Origin of the sequence: Desulfosarcina variabilis str. Montpellier (genome assembly GCF_048565275.1) — a bacterium.
Taxonomy (GTDB): Bacteria; Desulfobacterota; Desulfobacteria; order Desulfobacterales; family Desulfosarcinaceae; genus Desulfosarcina; species Desulfosarcina variabilis.
Window position 1 is genome coordinate 365972 of record NZ_CP159846.1, and the last position, 17806, is coordinate 383777.

At 49.7% G+C, this 17806-nt stretch carries 18 protein-coding genes; 3 read left to right on the plus strand and 15 right to left on the minus strand.

The window, feature by feature from the left end:
- Positions 1-28: 28 nt before the first annotated feature.
- On the minus strand, positions 29-3193 hold the full coding sequence (locus Dvar_RS01680; RefSeq protein WP_419659993.1) for a sigma 54-interacting transcriptional regulator: 3165 nt from the start codon (positions 3191-3193) through the stop codon (positions 29-31).
- A gap of 396 nt (positions 3194-3589) precedes the next feature.
- Between Dvar_RS01680 and Dvar_RS01685 the strand changes: the two genes are divergently transcribed.
- Together Dvar_RS01685 and Dvar_RS01690 are read left to right on the plus strand one after the other, a co-directional pair.
- A complete protein-coding gene (locus tag Dvar_RS01685; protein ID WP_419659994.1) occupies positions 3590-4270 on the plus strand; it encodes a dihydropteroate synthase in 681 nt (226 codons plus the stop codon).
- 130 nt (positions 4271-4400) lie between these two features.
- Positions 4401-5429 carry a TRAP transporter substrate-binding protein gene (locus Dvar_RS01690; protein ID WP_419659995.1) on the plus strand — a complete coding sequence of 343 codons (1029 nt, stop codon included), beginning with the start codon at positions 4401-4403 and terminating at the stop codon, positions 5427-5429.
- Positions 5430-5627: 198 nt separating this feature from the next.
- Here Dvar_RS01690 and Dvar_RS01695 read toward each other — a convergent pair whose 3' ends face one another.
- The 10 genes from Dvar_RS01695 to Dvar_RS01740 form a co-directional block, all read right to left on the minus strand.
- Entirely contained in the window at positions 5628-6485 is an 858-nt protein-coding gene (locus Dvar_RS01695) for an aldo/keto reductase (RefSeq protein ID WP_419659996.1), read from the minus strand.
- A 34-nt stretch (positions 6486-6519) separates the two neighbouring features.
- Positions 6520-7329 carry a cyclophilin-like fold protein gene (locus tag Dvar_RS01700; protein ID WP_419659997.1) on the minus strand — a complete coding sequence of 270 codons (810 nt, stop codon included), beginning with the start codon at positions 7327-7329 and terminating at the stop codon, positions 6520-6522.
- Between the two features lie 133 nt (positions 7330-7462).
- Positions 7463-7714 carry a hypothetical protein gene (locus Dvar_RS01705; protein ID WP_419659998.1) on the minus strand — a complete coding sequence of 84 codons (252 nt, stop codon included), beginning with the start codon at positions 7712-7714 and terminating at the stop codon, positions 7463-7465.
- 162 nt (positions 7715-7876) lie between these two features.
- A complete protein-coding gene (locus Dvar_RS01710) occupies positions 7877-8539 on the minus strand; it encodes an MBL fold metallo-hydrolase (RefSeq protein WP_419664056.1) in 663 nt (220 codons plus the stop codon).
- A gap of 140 nt (positions 8540-8679) precedes the next feature.
- Positions 8680-9147: a cyclophilin-like fold protein gene (locus tag Dvar_RS01715; protein WP_419659999.1), complete on the minus strand. Its 468-nt coding sequence runs from the start codon at positions 9145-9147 to the stop codon at positions 8680-8682.
- Positions 9148-9295: 148 nt separating this feature from the next.
- Positions 9296-9865, minus strand: a complete 570-nt coding sequence (locus tag Dvar_RS01720) for a flavodoxin family protein (protein WP_419660000.1) — start codon at positions 9863-9865, stop codon at positions 9296-9298.
- Positions 9866-9891: 26 nt separating this feature from the next.
- Entirely contained in the window at positions 9892-10332 is a 441-nt protein-coding gene (locus Dvar_RS01725) for a carboxymuconolactone decarboxylase family protein (protein ID WP_419660001.1), read from the minus strand.
- A 62-nt stretch (positions 10333-10394) separates the two neighbouring features.
- Positions 10395-10589 (minus strand): hypothetical protein, encoded by a 195-nt coding sequence (locus Dvar_RS01730; RefSeq protein ID WP_419660002.1) that lies wholly within the window; start codon positions 10587-10589, stop codon positions 10395-10397.
- 47 nt (positions 10590-10636) lie between these two features.
- Positions 10637-11428 (minus strand): alpha/beta hydrolase, encoded by a 792-nt coding sequence (locus Dvar_RS01735; protein ID WP_419660003.1) that lies wholly within the window; start codon positions 11426-11428, stop codon positions 10637-10639.
- Entirely contained in the window at positions 11425-11700 is a 276-nt protein-coding gene (locus Dvar_RS01740) for a hypothetical protein (RefSeq protein ID WP_419660004.1), read from the minus strand. The genes Dvar_RS01735 and Dvar_RS01740 overlap by 4 nt, the downstream gene beginning before the upstream one ends.
- A 460-nt stretch (positions 11701-12160) precedes the next feature.
- Here Dvar_RS01740 and Dvar_RS01745 point away from each other — a divergent pair, with 460 nt between their 5' ends.
- Positions 12161-13096, plus strand: a complete 936-nt coding sequence (locus Dvar_RS01745; RefSeq protein WP_419660005.1) for an AraC family transcriptional regulator N-terminal domain-containing protein — start codon at positions 12161-12163, stop codon at positions 13094-13096.
- Between the two features lie 140 nt (positions 13097-13236).
- Here the strand turns inward: Dvar_RS01745 and Dvar_RS01750 are convergent, their stop codons facing one another.
- The 4 genes from Dvar_RS01750 to Dvar_RS01765 form a co-directional block, all read right to left on the minus strand.
- Entirely contained in the window at positions 13237-13593 is a 357-nt protein-coding gene (locus Dvar_RS01750; RefSeq protein WP_419660006.1) for a hypothetical protein, read from the minus strand.
- A 12-nt stretch (positions 13594-13605) separates the two neighbouring features.
- Positions 13606-14064: a cupin domain-containing protein gene (locus Dvar_RS01755; RefSeq protein WP_419660007.1), complete on the minus strand. Its 459-nt coding sequence runs from the start codon at positions 14062-14064 to the stop codon at positions 13606-13608.
- Between the two features lie 106 nt (positions 14065-14170).
- Complete coding sequence (locus Dvar_RS01760; protein ID WP_419660008.1) at positions 14171-14884, minus strand: carboxymuconolactone decarboxylase family protein; 714 nt, start codon at positions 14882-14884, stop codon at positions 14171-14173.
- A gap of 624 nt (positions 14885-15508) precedes the next feature.
- Positions 15509-17695: a molybdopterin-containing oxidoreductase family protein gene (locus Dvar_RS01765; RefSeq protein ID WP_419660009.1), complete on the minus strand. Its 2187-nt coding sequence runs from the start codon at positions 17693-17695 to the stop codon at positions 15509-15511.
- Between the last annotated feature and the right edge of the window lie 111 nt (positions 17696-17806).

Sequence of the window (17806 nt, forward strand, 5' to 3'; positions counted from 1 at the left end):
GGCTGTGTTGTGAGGGCAAACGATCTATTCACTTCATCACACGCCGCCGTCGATTAATACCCAGCTTTTTCATTCTAAAAAAAAGTGTCGTGGGTTTGAGGCCGAGCAATTCGGCTGCCCCATCTGGTCCGCCAACTTTCCATCGTGTTGCCTGAAGTGCTTTAAGAATGTGCGCTTTTTCAATTTCCGACAACGTCTGGATAGACTGATTCTCTTCTTCAATTGAACTGTATGATAGCGCGTTAAACACATCAATGTTAACTCTATCTCCCTTAGAGACGATCACCGCCCGTTCAATGATGTGCTCTAATTCCCTGACGTTTCCTGGCCATGAATACGATATTAATTTTTTCATTTCCGCTTTCGGGATATAATTGAATGGTTTACCGCTTTCTTTGCTGAATTTGTTTAAAAAATGTTGAGATAAAAGGGGGATGTCCATTTTGCGATCGCGCAGCGGCGGAATATGAATCGGGAAGACGTTCAGACGAAAATAAAGATCCTGGCGGAAATCACCCTTTTTAATCGCTGCTAACAGGTCCTTGTTCGTGGCCGCAATTACCCGGAAGTTCGACTGGATGATCTGTGAGCTGCCCAAGCGTTGAAACGTTCCTTCCTGTAAGACGCGAAGCAGTTTTACCTGGATGTTCGCCGGTAGGTCACCGATTTCATCTAAAAATATGGTGCCTTTGTCAGCCAGTTCAAATCGCCCCTTGTACCCTTCGTTGGCGCCGGTGAATGCGCCTTTTGCGTGACCAAAAAGTTCACTGGCCACAAGTTCCTGTGGCAATGCAGCCAGGTTGACCGGGATGAACGAACCGTTTTTGCGGTCGCTGAGATTGTGAATGGCCTTGGCCACAAGCTCCTTGCCAACGCCGGTTTCTCCTTCGATCAAAACCGAACTGTCACTTCCGGCAACCTGCTGGATCTGATCCAGCACGGCGGAAATTTTTTTGGATTTGCCGATGATGGTTTCAAGAGGGGATGCCACGCCCATTTCACGCTTGTAAAAGATTGCTTCATCTTTCAGGCGATCTTTCTTTTCTTTCACCTCATCCAGAATTTTAATATTGAACAAGCCCACTGCAATCTGACTGCAAAGCAGTCTCATGTATAATAAATGCTGCTCGGGGAACGCTTTCCCTCCAATATGGTTGTCGATGTATAAAAATCCATAGGTTTTCTCACCCAGCATCGCGGCCATACATATAAAAGAGAAAATTCCGGCCGCTTCAAACGGCTTCCGGTATGCTTTGATTTCTCCTTCCGGGCTTGGATAAACCAATTCTTTCCCTTTACCCGCCACGTCTGAAATGACCTGTCGAATCAGATCGGGCGCTTCGGTTTTTAATATCAGGGGATCAAGGTTTCTGCTGGCCAAAGCAGTGGGTTGACCATCGGGTTCATTTGAAAAAAATGCCCCTCGCATCGCGCCGGTAAATTCCATGGCAACGGCAAGAGACCGTTCAATGAAAGGCGAGGCGTCATGAACAGTACCCAAGAGTTGATTAATGTCGACCATTCTATCGATCATCACCTTTATTTTTTGTTCCTGCGGCATAATGAACAAGAGATCTGGTGGAAACAACTCTTTGTCCACCTTCGGTAAGCATGCCCAGGCATTTTCAAGGTGCGTTTTTCCCTGTTTCGTTGCTCCCCGGTTAATCAGATAATTTCCCAGACAGATCTGAGTGCGTGCCAGTTCAAAAACGGCACCGGCCTCTTTCAGATAGATTTCACTATTATTCAGATCGGAAAGAATGCTATCCTTTTTTTGATTTCCGGCAATCTTTCGCAGGGCTCTGTAGCGATAGGCGATCCCTTTTGTATAGATGTCATCCCAGGATAACATCCGCTTGATTTCATTATCATAGTTCAGCTCCGGGTCGATGAAGCCCTTTGATTCCAGGATGTCAAGACAATCGAAGTTCCATGCACCATTTTGGTGAATCCAGCCGATCGATCGTGAGTGCTCAACTGCCCTTTTCAGGCATTCAAACGCTTCCTGGTATTTCTTTTCTTGACATAGAAGATATGCTTTACAGGATTCTATGGGCCAAAGCACATAGTGACCGGTAACTTCTTCCGGCAAAGCGCTGATGCGGTCAATGTATACTTTGACTTCGGATAGTTTCCGAATTTCAAAAAGCGCCATGATTGCCATAAGATCCGCAAAGATGGAAATGTGCTGAAAATTAAGGCGCATCGCTTTTGCACGGGCAGTCTCTATCATTCCCAGTCCGCGGGCAATTCTACCGCAACGGACAAAGCACAGTCCGATTCTGGCGGTCGCTTTTAGAATGGCGCCGTCATTGCTGAATTCCTCAAGGTCTTCGACAACTTCTTCATAGCGGCGAACGGCCTCTTTGAATTTTCCTTTCCAGTGGGTGTAATCACTGGTCAAAAGGGTGGCCATTTTGAGCATGTGTGGGTCACCAATATGTGCGGCCAGTTTCCAGAAATCCTCCATATGTTGATATGCTTTTTCATGCTGCCCTGCTCCCTGAAGCAGCTTCCCCAATTCCAGTTCGATGCTGGTAAGATACTTCCATTTCTGGAAATCCTTGGCGATTTTTTCCGCTTGATTCAGCAGTGAGAGTTGTTTCTGAATGGGAATGAGATGCGTTGTTGCTTTGAACTTTCCGAAGAGCCCATCCAGAATGATATTCACATTGGTATCAGTCAGGGTCTCGCCGCCAAGGTGTTCGATCAAATAATCAAAGTAAATGACCGCTTTTTCTCTCTGGTTGTCGCTAAGAAGGAGTTTGGCCGCTTTCCTGATTACCTCATAGCTTTTTTTGTGAGGGCCAAATTTATGATAAAGCGATGCAATTTTAAGCGTTTTTTGATTTCCGGGTTTCAGGTTTCGATCATAAAAATCGATGGCCTTTACGATGATGGGTTGTAAATTTTCCGCTGAGACATGATTGAGCAGAAATGACTCGATATCCGTGCCATTTACAAAATAATTTCCTCTGGGCAGATCTTTGTTTTCATATACCAATTTCTTTTTTTTCAGAAGATCGGTGACGTTTAAGATACTGACTGCCGAAGCTCCGGATAGAACACCCAGTGTATCGATGCTGACAGGATGGCTGGCGAAAGCGATGGCGATGATAATATTTGCCTCCTCCTCGCTAAGCGATTGCCAGATTCGTTCCAGCACATTAGAAGATTGTGTCTCGCTTTTCATCACGCCCCTTTTTTTTCATTGGAACTTTGTTTTTAAATCTCTGAGCCGACTACAGCGTTAGGGGAAAGCCAGTAATTCAATCCGCGACATTGTCTATCATACAAACTTGGCAGGATATTTTTTTTGGAAGCAATTGTCAATTGATATCGGCAATATATTGCCGAACCAGCAATATGTTGCAGAAGTTTTGATCCTTCTGATTCTCCAATTTTATTATTTTCAATAAAAATATTTTAATATCAGCAGGTAATGGATGCATCAAATAATGGCATTAAATTTGACTGTGTTGGGAATTTTGGCTGTGTCGGAACGCGTAAAGGCTGGATCGACCATTTTTTAAGCCCGGCATGCCCTTTTATGGGAAATCCCTGAAATTTATCAACGTTTGAGGTTTAAATGATTGTGATTGGCGAAAAGATCAACGGTACTCGCAAAGCAGTCTGGGCTGCGATCCGAGACCGGGATGCTGCGTTTATCAAAGCTTTGGCGACAAGCCAGGTCGATGTGGGGTGTGACTATCTGGATGTCAATGCCGGGACGTCCCCCGAACGCGAGCCCGACGATCTGGCATGGTTGATCGAAACCGTCCAGTCCGTGACCGATGTGCCATTGTGCCTGGATAGTGCCAATCCCAACGCACTGAAGGCCGGCTTGGCGCAGGTGGATAAAACGCCGATTATCAATTCGGTCAGCGGGGAAAAGAAGCGGATTGAAGGGGTGCTCCCCCTGGCCCTGGAATATAAAACCAGCCTGATTCTCCTGGCACTTGACGACACGCATGGCATTCCCGATGATAGCATGCGTGAGGTGAGTGGTGCTTATCCGGAAGCACATATCACTTGCGGGTTGAGCAATATATCCTTTGGCATGCCGCTGCGTTCGCTGATCAACCAAACTTTTATATGTATGTGTATTCAAATGGGACTGGACAGTGCGATTATCGATCCAAATGATCGTAGTCTGATGGGGGTGATGCTGGCGGCGGAGATGCTGGTGGGAAAGGACAGGTACTGTCAGCGGTTTACCCGGGCATTCCGCTCGAATCGTATCGGAACGACAGACTGCATAAACACATGATGGGATTTTTTCCTGTGCCCTTTTTATTATCTGCGGGAGTTCTGACGGCTGTTCAACCTTGATTTCTATCACACTAATTGCATTTACCTGGGAGCAATCAACAAGACGAGAAGGAGGAGGAGAGGTGTTTATGATCACTAAAAAATTGAATTGGTATTACATTTGTCTGTTGGTTTTCGGTTTGCTGTTTGTTGTCATACCGACACTATCACTGGCCGAAACCATCGAACTGACGTTCGCCCACCCCTATACGGCTGTGCATGCCCAGCATACGGGTGTGCTCGTTCCCTGGGCTAGGAAGGTTGAAGCGGCCTGCAATGGCGCCCTTAAAATCAAATTCATTCCCGGGGGCGCATTGGCAAAACCGGGGCAGACATATTCCATGGTCGAGGAAAATGCTGCCAATATCGGATGGGATATCTGCGATTACAGCCCTGGACGATTCCCGCTGACTACGGTTATCGAGTTGCCCTTTATGATCAACAGTGCTGAGAAGGCATCCGTGGCGCTCTGGAAAACCTACGAGCAATTTCTCGAATTTCAGAAAGAATACGAGAGTACCAAACTGTTGATGTTAAGCTGCCATGCACCGGGCGTGTTCGCAGCGGTGAAAAAACCGGTAAAAACCTTGGCGGATCTCAGGGGCATGAAAATCAAAACCGCTAGTAGTATTACCTCAGCGGCGCTCCAGATGTTTAGTGCGCTTCCAGTCACACAACCGGTAACCGAAACCTACACCTCACTTGAACAGGGCATGTTGGACGGGGTGGTGATGCCGTATGATGGTATGGCCATTTTCAAAGTGCATGAACTGCTCAAATATTATACGCCGGCAGATTTTTACTCCATGGTCTTCTGGGTGGCGATGAACAAAGATAAGTTCAATTCCTTGCCGGAGGACATTAAACAGGTCATTGAGGCAAACAGCGGTTTGCCGTTTTCCAGAGCGTCTGGAAAGTTTTTTGACGAAACCAACACAGCAATGAAACAGAAATGCATTAACGCCGGAATGCAGGAAGTCAACTTTCCAAAGATCGAAAAACAAAAGCTTCTCGGTTTGACGTATCCGCTTAAACAGCAATGGGTAATGAATATGGAAGCCCAGGGCCTGTCTGGTGGAGCTGTTCTGCAGGCTGTCACCGGCTTTCTTAACGAGTAGGGTAACATCCGAGCCCGTCCGACTTGTGCAAAATTCAGGTAATCAATAGGGCCTGAGGCCCGCCACCATGGAACCCTCGAAGGAGAACCATCTTCACGAGCAAGCCATTCGTGTGCATGGGGCGCCTCAGGCTATTGCACAACTGCAGGGATTACACCTGTTTGAATCGAAATGAAGGATTGCATGATGACAAATTTTTTATTTATAAACAGGGAACACGCTGGCTTCTCCATAGTCCTTGATTTGTTCCATGTTTTTTAACTGTTCCATATCCGCTTCAGAGATCACAAAATCCACGTCCGCATTGTCTCTCATATGGTCCGGGTTCGCGGTTTTTGGCAAGGGAAGCAGATCAAGCTGCAATGTATAACGAATACATAATCGTGGCACGGAAACGCCGATTCTTTTCGCCATTTCCGCTAATTCCTGGTTTTTCAGCAGCTCTCCGTGTCCAACAGGAGAATACGCCTCCACAAGCATGCCTTTATCTTTGGAATATTGAATCAGCGCTTTTGGCGTATTGCTTACATGTGCCAGAATCTGATTGACCATTGGTGTAACGGAGCAGGATCCAAGAATGTTATCGATGTCTGGCCTTTGAAAATTGGAAAGACCGATGGCCCGCAGCTTTCCCGCTTTATACGCTTCTTCAAGCGCTCTCCACGCTTCGCGGTTTCCCTCGAAGAACCGTTCTTCCTCACCAAATTTCGCCCATGGTTGCGGGCTATGAATAATCATCAGGTCGGCGTAATCCAGGCCCATTTTTTGAAGAGACGCATCGATCGATGAAACAGCGGCATCGTATGACTTTACCTCCGCAGCCAGCTTTGTGGTTACGAAGATATCCTCTCTTTTCACGCCACACGCTCTGACGCCGTCTCCAACACCTTTTTCGTTGCCATATGCCTGCGCGGTGTCAATGTGTCGATAACCGATTGCAACAGCATCTTTTACTGCCTGCCCAGCGTTTTCATCATCTATGAACCATGTACCAAGACCCAGTTTCGGAATCTCAACCCCATTGGATAGCGTAAAATTTTCTTCTAAGATCATCATTCATATCTCCTTTGTAATTATTTTTTCATTTGCGCTAAGGCACATTGCCTTTCTCGACCCGTATCGCCCCCGACATATCTTTTATATACTCGCTTCCCGATACAGCATGTCCCAGTTCATACAACCCCGTAGCGGCGCCGAAATCTTTGTAGAACATGACGACGTCACCCCATGGTGCGTAGTAGGCCAGGGTTCCCGCCTTGGCATCCGCTTGCGGAGTGTCAGTGGTGTTCAGTTTTTCCGGCGGATAGAATATCTTTTCATCGTGACTATAGTTTTCGACCTTGATGCTTAAAGGCAGTTGGGCATACAACTGTCTTGCGGCATCACTATGGTTGAGTTGGAACACGGTGGTTTTACCGTTTGTTGTAACATTGATCACCATGGCGGTCTGGTTTTTGGATACCTTGGTCTCCTTTTTTTCAATGATTGCATTGCCTGACATGTGGGCGATCTCCTCGATTCCGGCTAAATTGATACCCAGGCGGTGCATTTCGTCGCCTGCATAGAAATCCTTGTAGAGCATGAATACGTCTCCCCAGGGCGCGTAGTAGCTGAGTTCACCCTTTTTCCCGTCATGGTATGCCTCTTGCGCAGTTACACTCAGCTTTTCGGGTGGATAGAACATCCACTGGGCATCACGGAAATTGCTCAGATCCAGCTTGAGCGGCAGCTGATCGTAGAACTCTTTTGCGGCCATGGTGTCATACAGGCGGAAGGTTGCCGTGTGACCCCTGGATGTGATCTTGACCTGCATATCCGATAAGGTCAGCCCATATGCCTGGGTGGCGACGAATGCCCCCATGATAAATCCGGCAAATAGAATAGTTAAAATCCGATTCATCAAGCTTCTCCAACGTGTGATTGATGTGTTTTCATTCAACCATTTAAGAGACAATGCCCTCCGGCTTCAAGTAGAGGCCGTCATATCTGCGTCAATCCGATTGCCACGGGGGCATTTTTATTAATCGCGCTTTTTATTTAACGGCCAACTTGAGAATCTTAGCAATCCGCTCCTTGGGGTATGTTTGTTCCATTCCCCAGAGTTTTGCATTACCAAATGCATTCTCGGCAATGGGATCGACGGCATCTTCGAGAAGGCCTGCTTCCGCAAGCGTAACCGGAGCACTGATAGATCTGAACCATTCCTTTATATACTGTCCGATATTGCCTTCTTTGCCCTCGCCGAATTCAATTCTCGTGGGGTTGTAAAAAGTAAAATCTTTCATGGCGTCTCCTTATAAAGGGTTTGATGCATTTTCGTAGGATTCCCCCAAACTATGATTGAAAGGTGTTTTATTATCGAACTTATCGTTTATATAGCGGAATTGGTCAAACAGGTGGTAGCCCGATGGTGTTTAATTATTGCCTGAATGTCCAACGCTCCGGAATTATCTAATATCCGTCCACCAACTGTAAAATTGTGAAAAGGTGTCGCCCTGCATCACCGGTTCCCCGATTTTGGGTGTCAGGAGTTGGTACGATTTGTCCTGGCTTGCCTCTGTCAGGCGTTTAAAGGGCTCGTCCCAAGGATGATTGGCGATGGTGAACCGGCCCACATGAGCGGGAATCAGCGCTCGGGCACCGAGATCCCGGGCCGCCTGGGCGGCTTCCTCCGGCGTCATGTGGATATAGGACCAGCGCGGGTCGTACTGACCGCAGTCCAGGAGCGCCAGGTCAAACCCGCCAAATGCTTCTCCGATTTCGAAAAAATGCGGCCCATACCCACTGTCTCCGCTGAAAAAGATACGCTGGGCAGCGGTTTCCAGGGCAAACCCCGCCCAAAGGGTTTTGTTTTTTGACAGCAGCCGCTCCGAATAATGACGCGCCGGCAGGACATGGACAATGACATCTTTTTCTAATGCTATGCGCTCAAACCAGTCCCCTTCAAGGATTTTCTGCTTTGGATAGCCCCAGTACTCAAAATATGCACCGACCCCCAGCGGACAAAAGTATAAAAACCGTCCCAGATTACTGAAAAGAGGCTGACGTCCTGAGAAAACTGCGGTGTTGGTATCGGATATTGAAATTCCCCGTCTTTGTAATTGGGCGATTGCGTGATGATCTCAAGCCGATCCCCTTTTGGACGTTTGCCGAATCTGGGTTGGTTGAAAACGGCACAGGCACCCAGTGCAAGACAAACGGACACAATCAGAAGACAACACAATGCGGTATTCAATCGTTTCCCCATATCCTACCTGTCCAAGGCAATGGTGACCTCGATGGTGCTCCCCAGATCCCGGACGGCCTGTATGTCAGTGCTGATTTGGCCAATGATGACCAGGTCTGGAACCCCTGAAGCGGTCTTTTTCGTTTCAGTGAAAATTACAAAATCCCGGCCGGGAATCCAATAGGCCAAATCGCCACTGTGATACCCTGCCTGCACATCTTCTTTTTCATAGTGGATTGGCGCAATTCCGCCGCAATAATCAACTGGACCACGGTTGAGGGAAACGGTCACCGGCAGCATCGACACAAGATCCTTGGCCGGGTTGGTGTTATGCAAAATGGCCGGAATCACGATGTCTCCGATGGTCAGTGTAATCCTGGTGCCGTTTTCATGAGAAGTCTTCGAACCGGCATTCGAGGCTTGCACCGTGCCGCAAATGGAAAATGAAAGCAACATCAGCATCATTGCAGAAAAAGAGAGAATCTGTTTCATCGTTATCTCCTAAATAGTCAGGCGTTCAGCCCCATCGAATACGCCTGTCCGAACGCGGGACTACTCTTGGCAGCACCCTCGTCCCATGCTCCGGTAACGGACATGACGCCCTTCTCTTTAACGCCGCTGAAACTCCTGGTGAGCGCCCTCAGGCTTTCAATGGCGCTTTCCAGTTGTGGGAGTCCCCACCGGCGCAGGAAACAGCAAAATAGACGTCTTTGTCGCGAATCATGCTGTAAATGGGGCAAACCCTGTCGATGAAGACCTTCATCTGGCCGTTCATGACGTGAAAATAGACCGGGGTAGCCAGGACCATGACGTCGGCAGCGAGCATTTTTTTGTGAATTTCGGCCATGTCGTCCTGCTGGACGCAAGAACCTGGATCATGGATGCAAGCCAAACATCCGGTGCAGTAGTTGATATCTTTCTCCGACAGCCGGATTTTCTCCACATGGTGACCGGACGCCTGCGCTCCACGCATGAACTCATCACAAATCGCATCGGAGTTGCTGTTTTCTCTGGGGCTTGCCGAAATGATAAGTATTTTTTTGCATGGGGTGTTGTTTTTTGCAGCCTGTGCCTTTGATGGCAGGACTGTGGATGCCATTCCTGCAATAAACGGGGCTGCAGCCATGGCAACACCGGCTTTGAGAAAAACTCGACGTTCATGTGAAACAGTCGTCCGTATGTTACCCGTGTGCTTGTTTCTAACCGCCATGGAATACCTTCCTTCAAGCGTAAATATTATTTTCTGTTATTCATCACCTCGATAAGGATCCTGCGGGCACTTTCGGCCTGGGCTTTGCCGGTCGTGGTTCCAAGCACGGAAATAAAATCCTCCATCTGGGCCTGAGTCAGCCCTGTATTCATCGCCGCCCCAAGATGGAAACCAAGCTGCCCCTCGGTGCCGGTCATGTTGGCAAGGGCGGCGATGGTGGCCAGTTCCCTGTCCTGGTGGCTGATCACATCGCGAACAAAGATATCGGCAAAGAGGTGTTCTTTCAGGAACGTATCCATGGTGGGTGAGAAAATCTGCCATTTAGCGCCTGAGATATCCTTTTCCAGGCCGGCAAGCTTGGCCCTCACTTTTGCCCCGTATGCGTCCCGATCCAGATTGGACGGAACGGGGCTGGCCGCTTTGCCCACAGTATCCTTGATGCCCTTTGCCTTCCGTTCGTCCAGCACTCCTGTCTTTGTTCATGGTTTTATCGTGCTTCCACCGCAGCAATGTCTCTGCTCACATGCTTTCAGCAGGATTTCCCCATCGCGTAGGCCTGTGCAATGGACGGGGTGCCGTTGACGCCGCCTGCGTCCCAGACGCCGGTGATGGAGATGACCCCCTTTTCTCTGATGTCGTAAAGGCAGTTGGTGAAAACCTTTAAACTCTGGACGGCTCTATCCACGGGTAATTCACCGCCCGCTGCAGACACGATATAGTACATGTCTTTGTTCTGGATTCCTATTTGATGATGCCATGCTTCAGCCTCCTTTATCTCAGCGCCTTGGTGAAAAATGCGGTCAGCTTGTCAAAGGGAATCATGTCCGTCCTGTCGTACAGATCAATGTGTCTCGCGCCCGGAACGATATAGAGTTCTTTGGGCTCGTAAGCCATTTTATAAGCATCTTCAGTGAAATATCTTGAGTGAGCCTTCTCCCCCATGATGAACAGAATCGGTCTTGGCGAAATGGTCTCGATGTAGTTCATCAACGGAAAATTCATGAAGGCCATATTGCTTGTTTGCGTGAACGGGCCGTGCGACCTTGGATGGTGGCCACGCGCCATTGCGTAGTATTCAAAAAACTCACTGGTAATCGGGTCCAATCCTTCCGGAATTGAAGCCGCCGGTTCACTCGGGAATCCTTGCGGTAACAACGGGCTGCCATTTTCAAAATCCTTCCAGCGCTGCTCTCCAAGCTGGTCAAGGGTTTTGTTGCGCTGCTCGGCAGACATCGTGTCTTTCCAACCGCTTCTTATGACACGACTCATATCGTACATGCTTGCCGTGGCAACGGCTTTAATACGATGGTCAACCTGGGCCGCGGTAATGGAAAATGCCCCGCTACCGCAAATACCGATAACACCGATTTTATTTCTGTCTACAAACGGACGCGTTCCTAAAAAATCCACGCCTGCACTGAAATCTTCAACGAAGATGTCGGGTGATGAAACATGCCTGGGATTGCCGCTGCTTTCCCCATTGAACGATTCATCGAACGCAATGGCAACAAATCCCCGCTCCGCCATGGTCTGCGCGTAAATGTCGGCGCCCTGCTCTTTCACCCCCCCCCCCCCCCATAGGGCGTACCAACCAGAATGGCTGCATATTTTTTTGATTTATCTATGTTTTGGGGCAGATACAAATCTGCTGCAATGGTGATTCCGTATCTGTTGGGGTAGAACACTTTTTCGTGAATGACCTTATCGCTTTTGGGAAAGGTCTTGTCCCATCCCTTTGTGTCTGCGGCCGCTGAAACACCGGTAATGGACAAAAGTGAAATCAAAATCGCCAGGAGTGTGTGGATACAATGCTTAATTTTTACTTTCTTTTTCATGGTTTAAAACCTTTCACTTTTAATGATCCGTTGTTTATTTGACATTCTCTGCCGTATTGCTCATCGGTGACATGCTGCAGCCAGTCGACAGTTTTGCCACGGTTTTGCCGATCGCTGACTTGATTTATCCACGAGGTCGTCAAACAATAGATAGCCAGATCGTCTGTGATAATTGCCTGATTGTCCAAAAGTCTGGCAATTATATTGACCCTCACCGTGAAACGTGTTGTAAAATCAACTTGAAATTTGAATTGGATGTGCATTTAAATGGCTGAATCACTAAGAAAAAAAGGTGATTTGAGGGTTCGATGCGTTGCGGTGGTCGATCGGCACTGGAACGTGCGCGTTGTCTAATGTTGAGCAATGATTGCCCGATCATGCACCATTTTGAATCATATCTGTTGTAAAGCGACCCCTGCTTTTGCTATCATCAACAAAATCAAGAACAAGGAGGCCTTCAATGGAAGGGAAAAACGAGGTTCCGGTGGAAACACCCGAAGAACTATCGGCTGCAGCCCGGGTACTGGCAAAAAGTATCGCCAGATGGGCCGGAAATGAAAACCAGATGGATACGGCAATCCCGGGCCTCGTACTCCACCGGTGGGAATCACCCACAGAACCGACCAGCTATACGCTGAACGCCAGCATCTGCCTGATTGCCCAAGGGGCCAAACGCGTGCTGTTGGGAGAGGAGGACTATGTTTATGATGCGACCCGCTTTCTGATTTCATCTGTGGATTTGCCTGTTGTGGCAAACATCATCGAAGCGACCCGGGAAAAACCTTATCTGGGCTTGATCTTGGAGCTTGATCTGCGGGAGATATCCCAACTGATCGTAGACAGCGGTCTCCCACTGAACCGTTCCCGGCAGGTTCAAAAAGGAATGGCCGTGGGAACACTTTCGCTTCCCCTGCTCAACACTTTCCAGCGCCTGATGGATTTGCTTGACGAGAATGAAAACATCAATATTCTCGCGCCACTGATCAAGCGGGAAATCTTCTTCCGCCTGCTGACAACGAATCAGGGGCCGCGCCTTCAACAGATTGTGGCTTCTGGCAGTCACAGTCATCAGATCTCAAGGGCGATCGACTGGTTGAAAAATAACTATACCCGTCCCCTTCGCATCAATGATCTGGCCGCTCACGCGGGCATGAGCAAGTCGGCATTTCACAACCAGTTCAAGACAATGACATCCATGACACCGCTGCAATTCCAGAAACGATTGCGCTTGAATGAGGCCAGAAGATTGATGCTGACAGAAAATCTGGATGCGTTGGCGGCCACATTCGAGGTCGGTTATGAAAGTCCTTCACAGTTCAGTCGTGAATACAGCCGCTTGTTTGGTGCCCCGCCATTGCGGGACATTAAAAGCTTGCGTCAGACGGCCTCTGCTTAAAATACTTTTTATTATCTACGACGCTTGAATTATACTGCGGGTTAATAATGAGATATCCTGAAGTGAGAAAAAGAATAGGGGCCTGTGAAAAGCACGGCCCCTATCCATGTAACGATGGCAATCTGGTAGACTGACTGATTTTAGAAGCACGCTTTTAAGATTTCCAATACCTCCTCAGTCGTCAGCTTTTTATATCCATTTTCCAGAATAAAGGTGGACTCGGCAATTTTCGGCAGCATCTCCTCTGTTGCGCCAAGCGCTTTGATCGATGTCACGATTCCACATTCTTCACAGAACGCCTCAAGCGCATCGATACCCGCTTTGGCAAGTGTTTCTTTTGATTTCTCTCCAGCGGAAATTCCCCACACTTGGGTTGCAAAACGCGCGAATTTATCAACGCCATATGAAGATATGTGCCGGTAGTAAGGCAGCGAAATCGCAGCCAGCCCCATACCGTGCGCACAGTCCGTGTATGCGCCGAGCTGGTGCTCAATCATGTGAACTTTTTGTTATTTCAGCTGATCGCATTCCTCGTCCGAAACCGGTTCCAGCCATTCGTTGGACCCGCCTTCAGAAGGCACTTCCACGGCCACATGGGCGAACCAGCTGTCCTTGGCGGCCCCGTGCCAGTGTTTGGTTTCCGGCGGAATGTTGACCACATCGCCGGCACGGAGTTCCCTGGCCGGTTTTCCAGCTTCCTGATACCAGCCGCGCCCAGCGGTCACCAAAAGGATTTGTCCACCTTTGTGGTGGATATGCCAGAAGTTGCGGCAGCCCGGCTCGAAGGTGACGTTGCCGATGATCACACCTTCCATGGAAAGCATGGTCAAATAGCTTGTCCCCGTAAAATAGCAGGCGTACGCTTCATTCTTTTCTCCTTTGGGGAAAATACCTTCTCCGGTAAATGGGGTGTCCGCCTGAGTATTTGTTGTGTTTGCCATATCGGACTTTTTGTTTGATGAGCTCATACTGCCTCCTGAAGTCTATTGTTATTTTTTGAAAAGGAATAATAGGCAATCAGAATGTCGTTTTTCATCGTCGCTTTTTCCTTATCATTGATGATCGTTGTATTTACTACCCGCGGGAACCCAAAACCTGTTCAAGGACACTTTTGGCGTTATGCGTGACTTCAGGGCCGCACCAGACTTCTATGACGGTCAAGAAGTCGCGGAGCTGTTCCGGGGTAATGCCATTGTTCAGGCTGATGGCATAGTGTGCCTGGAGCTGGCTGTCGACCCCCTCGATGTTTGCCAGCGCCGCAATAGTCGCCAACTCGCGTTCACTCCAATCGAGTACGTCGCGCTGAAAAATGTCACCGAAGAGATGGGCCTTGAGAAACTGGTCAATGGCTGGGGCAAAATCAAACAACAGACCTTTGACTGCTTGCCCCACCAGTCTCGTTTGATTTTCCGTGCCGATTTCAAGGCTGCTTTTTCCGGCCGGCATGGGGCCGGCTTCTTTTCCCGTTTCGTCCTTCAAGCCCTTGTCCTTGCGAGCGTCCATGACAGCCATGAACGTGCCGATGGCATTCAAGCTTCGGGGAAAGCCGTCATAGGCATACATCTGTACGAGAATTTCCTTGATTTCATTCACGGTCAGACCGGCATCAAGCCCCTTTTCCAGGCTCGTTTTCAATTTGTCCAGGTCCCCGTTGGCGGTAAAAGCGGCGATGGGGATAATCGCCCGCTGTTTCGTATTTAATTTTGTTTGCATCATTTGTGTCTCCAAATCGAAAAAAGTAACGCCACGCTCGACAGTTTTGCGAATGAGGCGAATCATTAGTCCCATTAATACACCAGAACAACAAAGGGCAGGTAGCCTGATCGTTTTCAATAATTGCCTTATTGTCCAAATCCATAAGATGGCTATATTGAATACAGCATAAGTTCCGTAAGACCCGCTTTGATTTTTTTAAACACCATTTTTATCGGGTGGGTTCAAATATACTGATATTTATTTTAATTTGGTCTTGTCGGGGGTGGTTTTGGGGACCGGTACGCGGGTGGTCGGGAATTTGTAGAATAATTGTCTGATAATGCATGACTGGTGACGAATTTGTTGAGGATAAAAAAGGCTGCCAACGGGTTGAAAAATAGCTATACCCCCTTCGCATCAATAATCTGGCGGCTCACGCGGGGGGGAGCAAGTCGGCATTTGAATGCGTATGTTTCCGGTACGGAGCCCCCTGCACCCTAAGAGCCTGTTTGATAAATCCGTCTAAGGCCCGCTAACGGCGTTGGAAAGCGTCTCAAAATGCTCACATATTACATATATGCTCCGTTTTTGAGCCACTTTCCGCCTTGTTATCGGGCCTGATCCAGACTTCTCAAACAGGCTCTAAGATCCGGGGCGTCGGGGGCATGTACATTTCAATCTGCTGCCCGAATCAGTTGAAAGGCAGCCGGACTTTGATTACTGTCCGTTTTCCTTTTCAATCTTGCACAGCAAAGCAGAGTGGGGCCAGCTTCCGATTTCCGGGCTGCAGACCTCGGGGTCGTCCGGGCAGAGCAGATTGGCGTTGGACTCAAACACCCGGAAAAGCCCCGGCAGTTTCTCTTCACTTTCCGGGAACCACCATCCGTGCTGCAGGTCGACCATGTCCTCTCGGATGGAATCCGAAATCCGGACCTTCTGGCGTATCTTCCCGGTAGGTGTGGATATAACAACCCAGTCGCCGGCAGCAAGGCCTAATTTCTCTGCAGTGGACGGATGGATCGTGACGACGGGGTCGGGATGCTTCTTGCGGGCTTTTTCGATCTGCCTTTGCTCGGAATGGTACATGGGCATAAAGCGGCTGCCTGTGATGAGAACAAAGGGATACGCCCGAGCCAGGTCGGGACTTCCCACAGGACTTAAAACCGGTTCGCGGTACACCGGAAGGGGCGGCAGGTTCAGTTCCTCAAAAATCGAAGATTTAAGCTCCACCTTGCCCGAAGGCGTTCCAAACCCGTATTTTTCGTACCGGCGGAATTCCCGCTCGCCGAAGATGCCGTACTGATCGGAAAACGCTTTGAACGTCAGTCCTAAGGGCGCCAGGCAATAATCGTAGGCCTGTTCCACCGTTTCCCAGGGCCAGTGTGCTTCCTGGCCGAGACGGATGCCAAGGCCGCGGTAGAAGTCGTAGCTGTTGCGGCGCTCGTAAAGGGGATCGATTCCCTGGGGACAGGGCATACAGAAATCCCGGGTCAGCCAGAGTTCCGGCTGCTCCACGGTGGAAGATGCCGGAAACACGTAATCGGCCAGGGCCGCCGAAGGGGTCAGGTAGTATTCCATGACCACATAGAGCTCAAGGGATTTTAACGCCTCAAATACCTTCCTTGTATTGGGAAAGGAGAGCAGTGGATTGCTTGCAAGGGATATGGCGGCTTTCACGGGATAGGGTTTGCCGGTGATCATGGCGTTCACCACCTCCCTGGCATGGGCCAGGTTGGAGTGCCAGGCCTCCGGGGCGGCCAGGTAGCCTTCGGGCAGTTTTTTGTTGGCCGCCTGGTTTTTCTCCCATCCGGGAAACCCGAAAAAAGGATACATATCGGCCCCAAGCTGCTTTTCCCGTTGACTCGGGGGGATGGCCGCGTTCATCTCAAGGGCTTCCCAGTCGATGATTTTACCGATGTCCCCGGCCATACTGAGGATTTCCCCGCCCGGAATCTCCAGGTTGCCGGTGATGGCCCGTAAGATGGCCCGTGCCCGGGCGCACTGGGTGGCATTGATGCCCTGTTTGTCCAGACCGTAGCCCCAGGGAATGATTGCGGGCTTGGCAGTGGCATACATGCGGGCCGCTTTTACCACAAGATCTTCAGGGATGCCGGTGATCTGGGCCACCTTTTCAGGTGCATAGTCCGCCGCGGCGGCTTTCAGATCTTCAAACCCGATGGTCCAGTTGTCCACGAACGCTTTGTCGTACAGGCCCTCCTCGATAATCAGGCGGATCCAGCCCAGCATGAGGGCCACATCCGTACCCGGCCGGATCTGGAGCCAGAGGTCCGCCATCTCAGCCTCTTTGGTGCGCCGGGGTTCAACCACGATCAGTTGGGCACCCTGCTTTTTGGCACGGACCAGCTTGGGATAGAGACCCACGGGATCGGAATTGACCGGGTTGGCGCCCCACAGGACAATGCAGGACGCCTCGATGAACCCGGGCATGATCATGCCGCCGTACGTGGCGTATTCGGTGGCATAGCTCGGGCACATGCAGACGTTGTTCACCCCGCAGGCGTTGGGGGAGCCGAACAGATTGAAGAACCGGCGGCAGTCCCAATGGTAGGTCCGCTTAGTGCCGTGGGTGAAGGCCAGGGTTTCGGCACCGTAACGGCCTTTTAGCCCGGACAGTTTTTCCGCCACCTCGTCCAGGGCCTGTTCCCATGTCAGCCGCTGCCATTGTCCGCCACCTTTTTCACCCTTCCGTTTCAAGGGATAGTTCAGGCGCTGGGGATGATGGACATGGTCCGGCATCAGCCGGCCCCGCTCGCAGATGACGCCCCGGGTGACCGGATGGTCCGGATCTCCGCTTACTTTAACAATTCTACCGTCTTCAATGTGCAGCAAGGTGCCGCATCGGGGATAGCAAAGGCCGCAATAGCTTCTGCGGATTTCACTCATTTTTCGCCTCCTGTTTTTTCGTCACCAGGATAATTACGCGTCGTGATACGCCCGCGGGGCGTTTTGCAGTCCGCTCACTGTAATATTGCATCCTGATAAATGAATATTTCA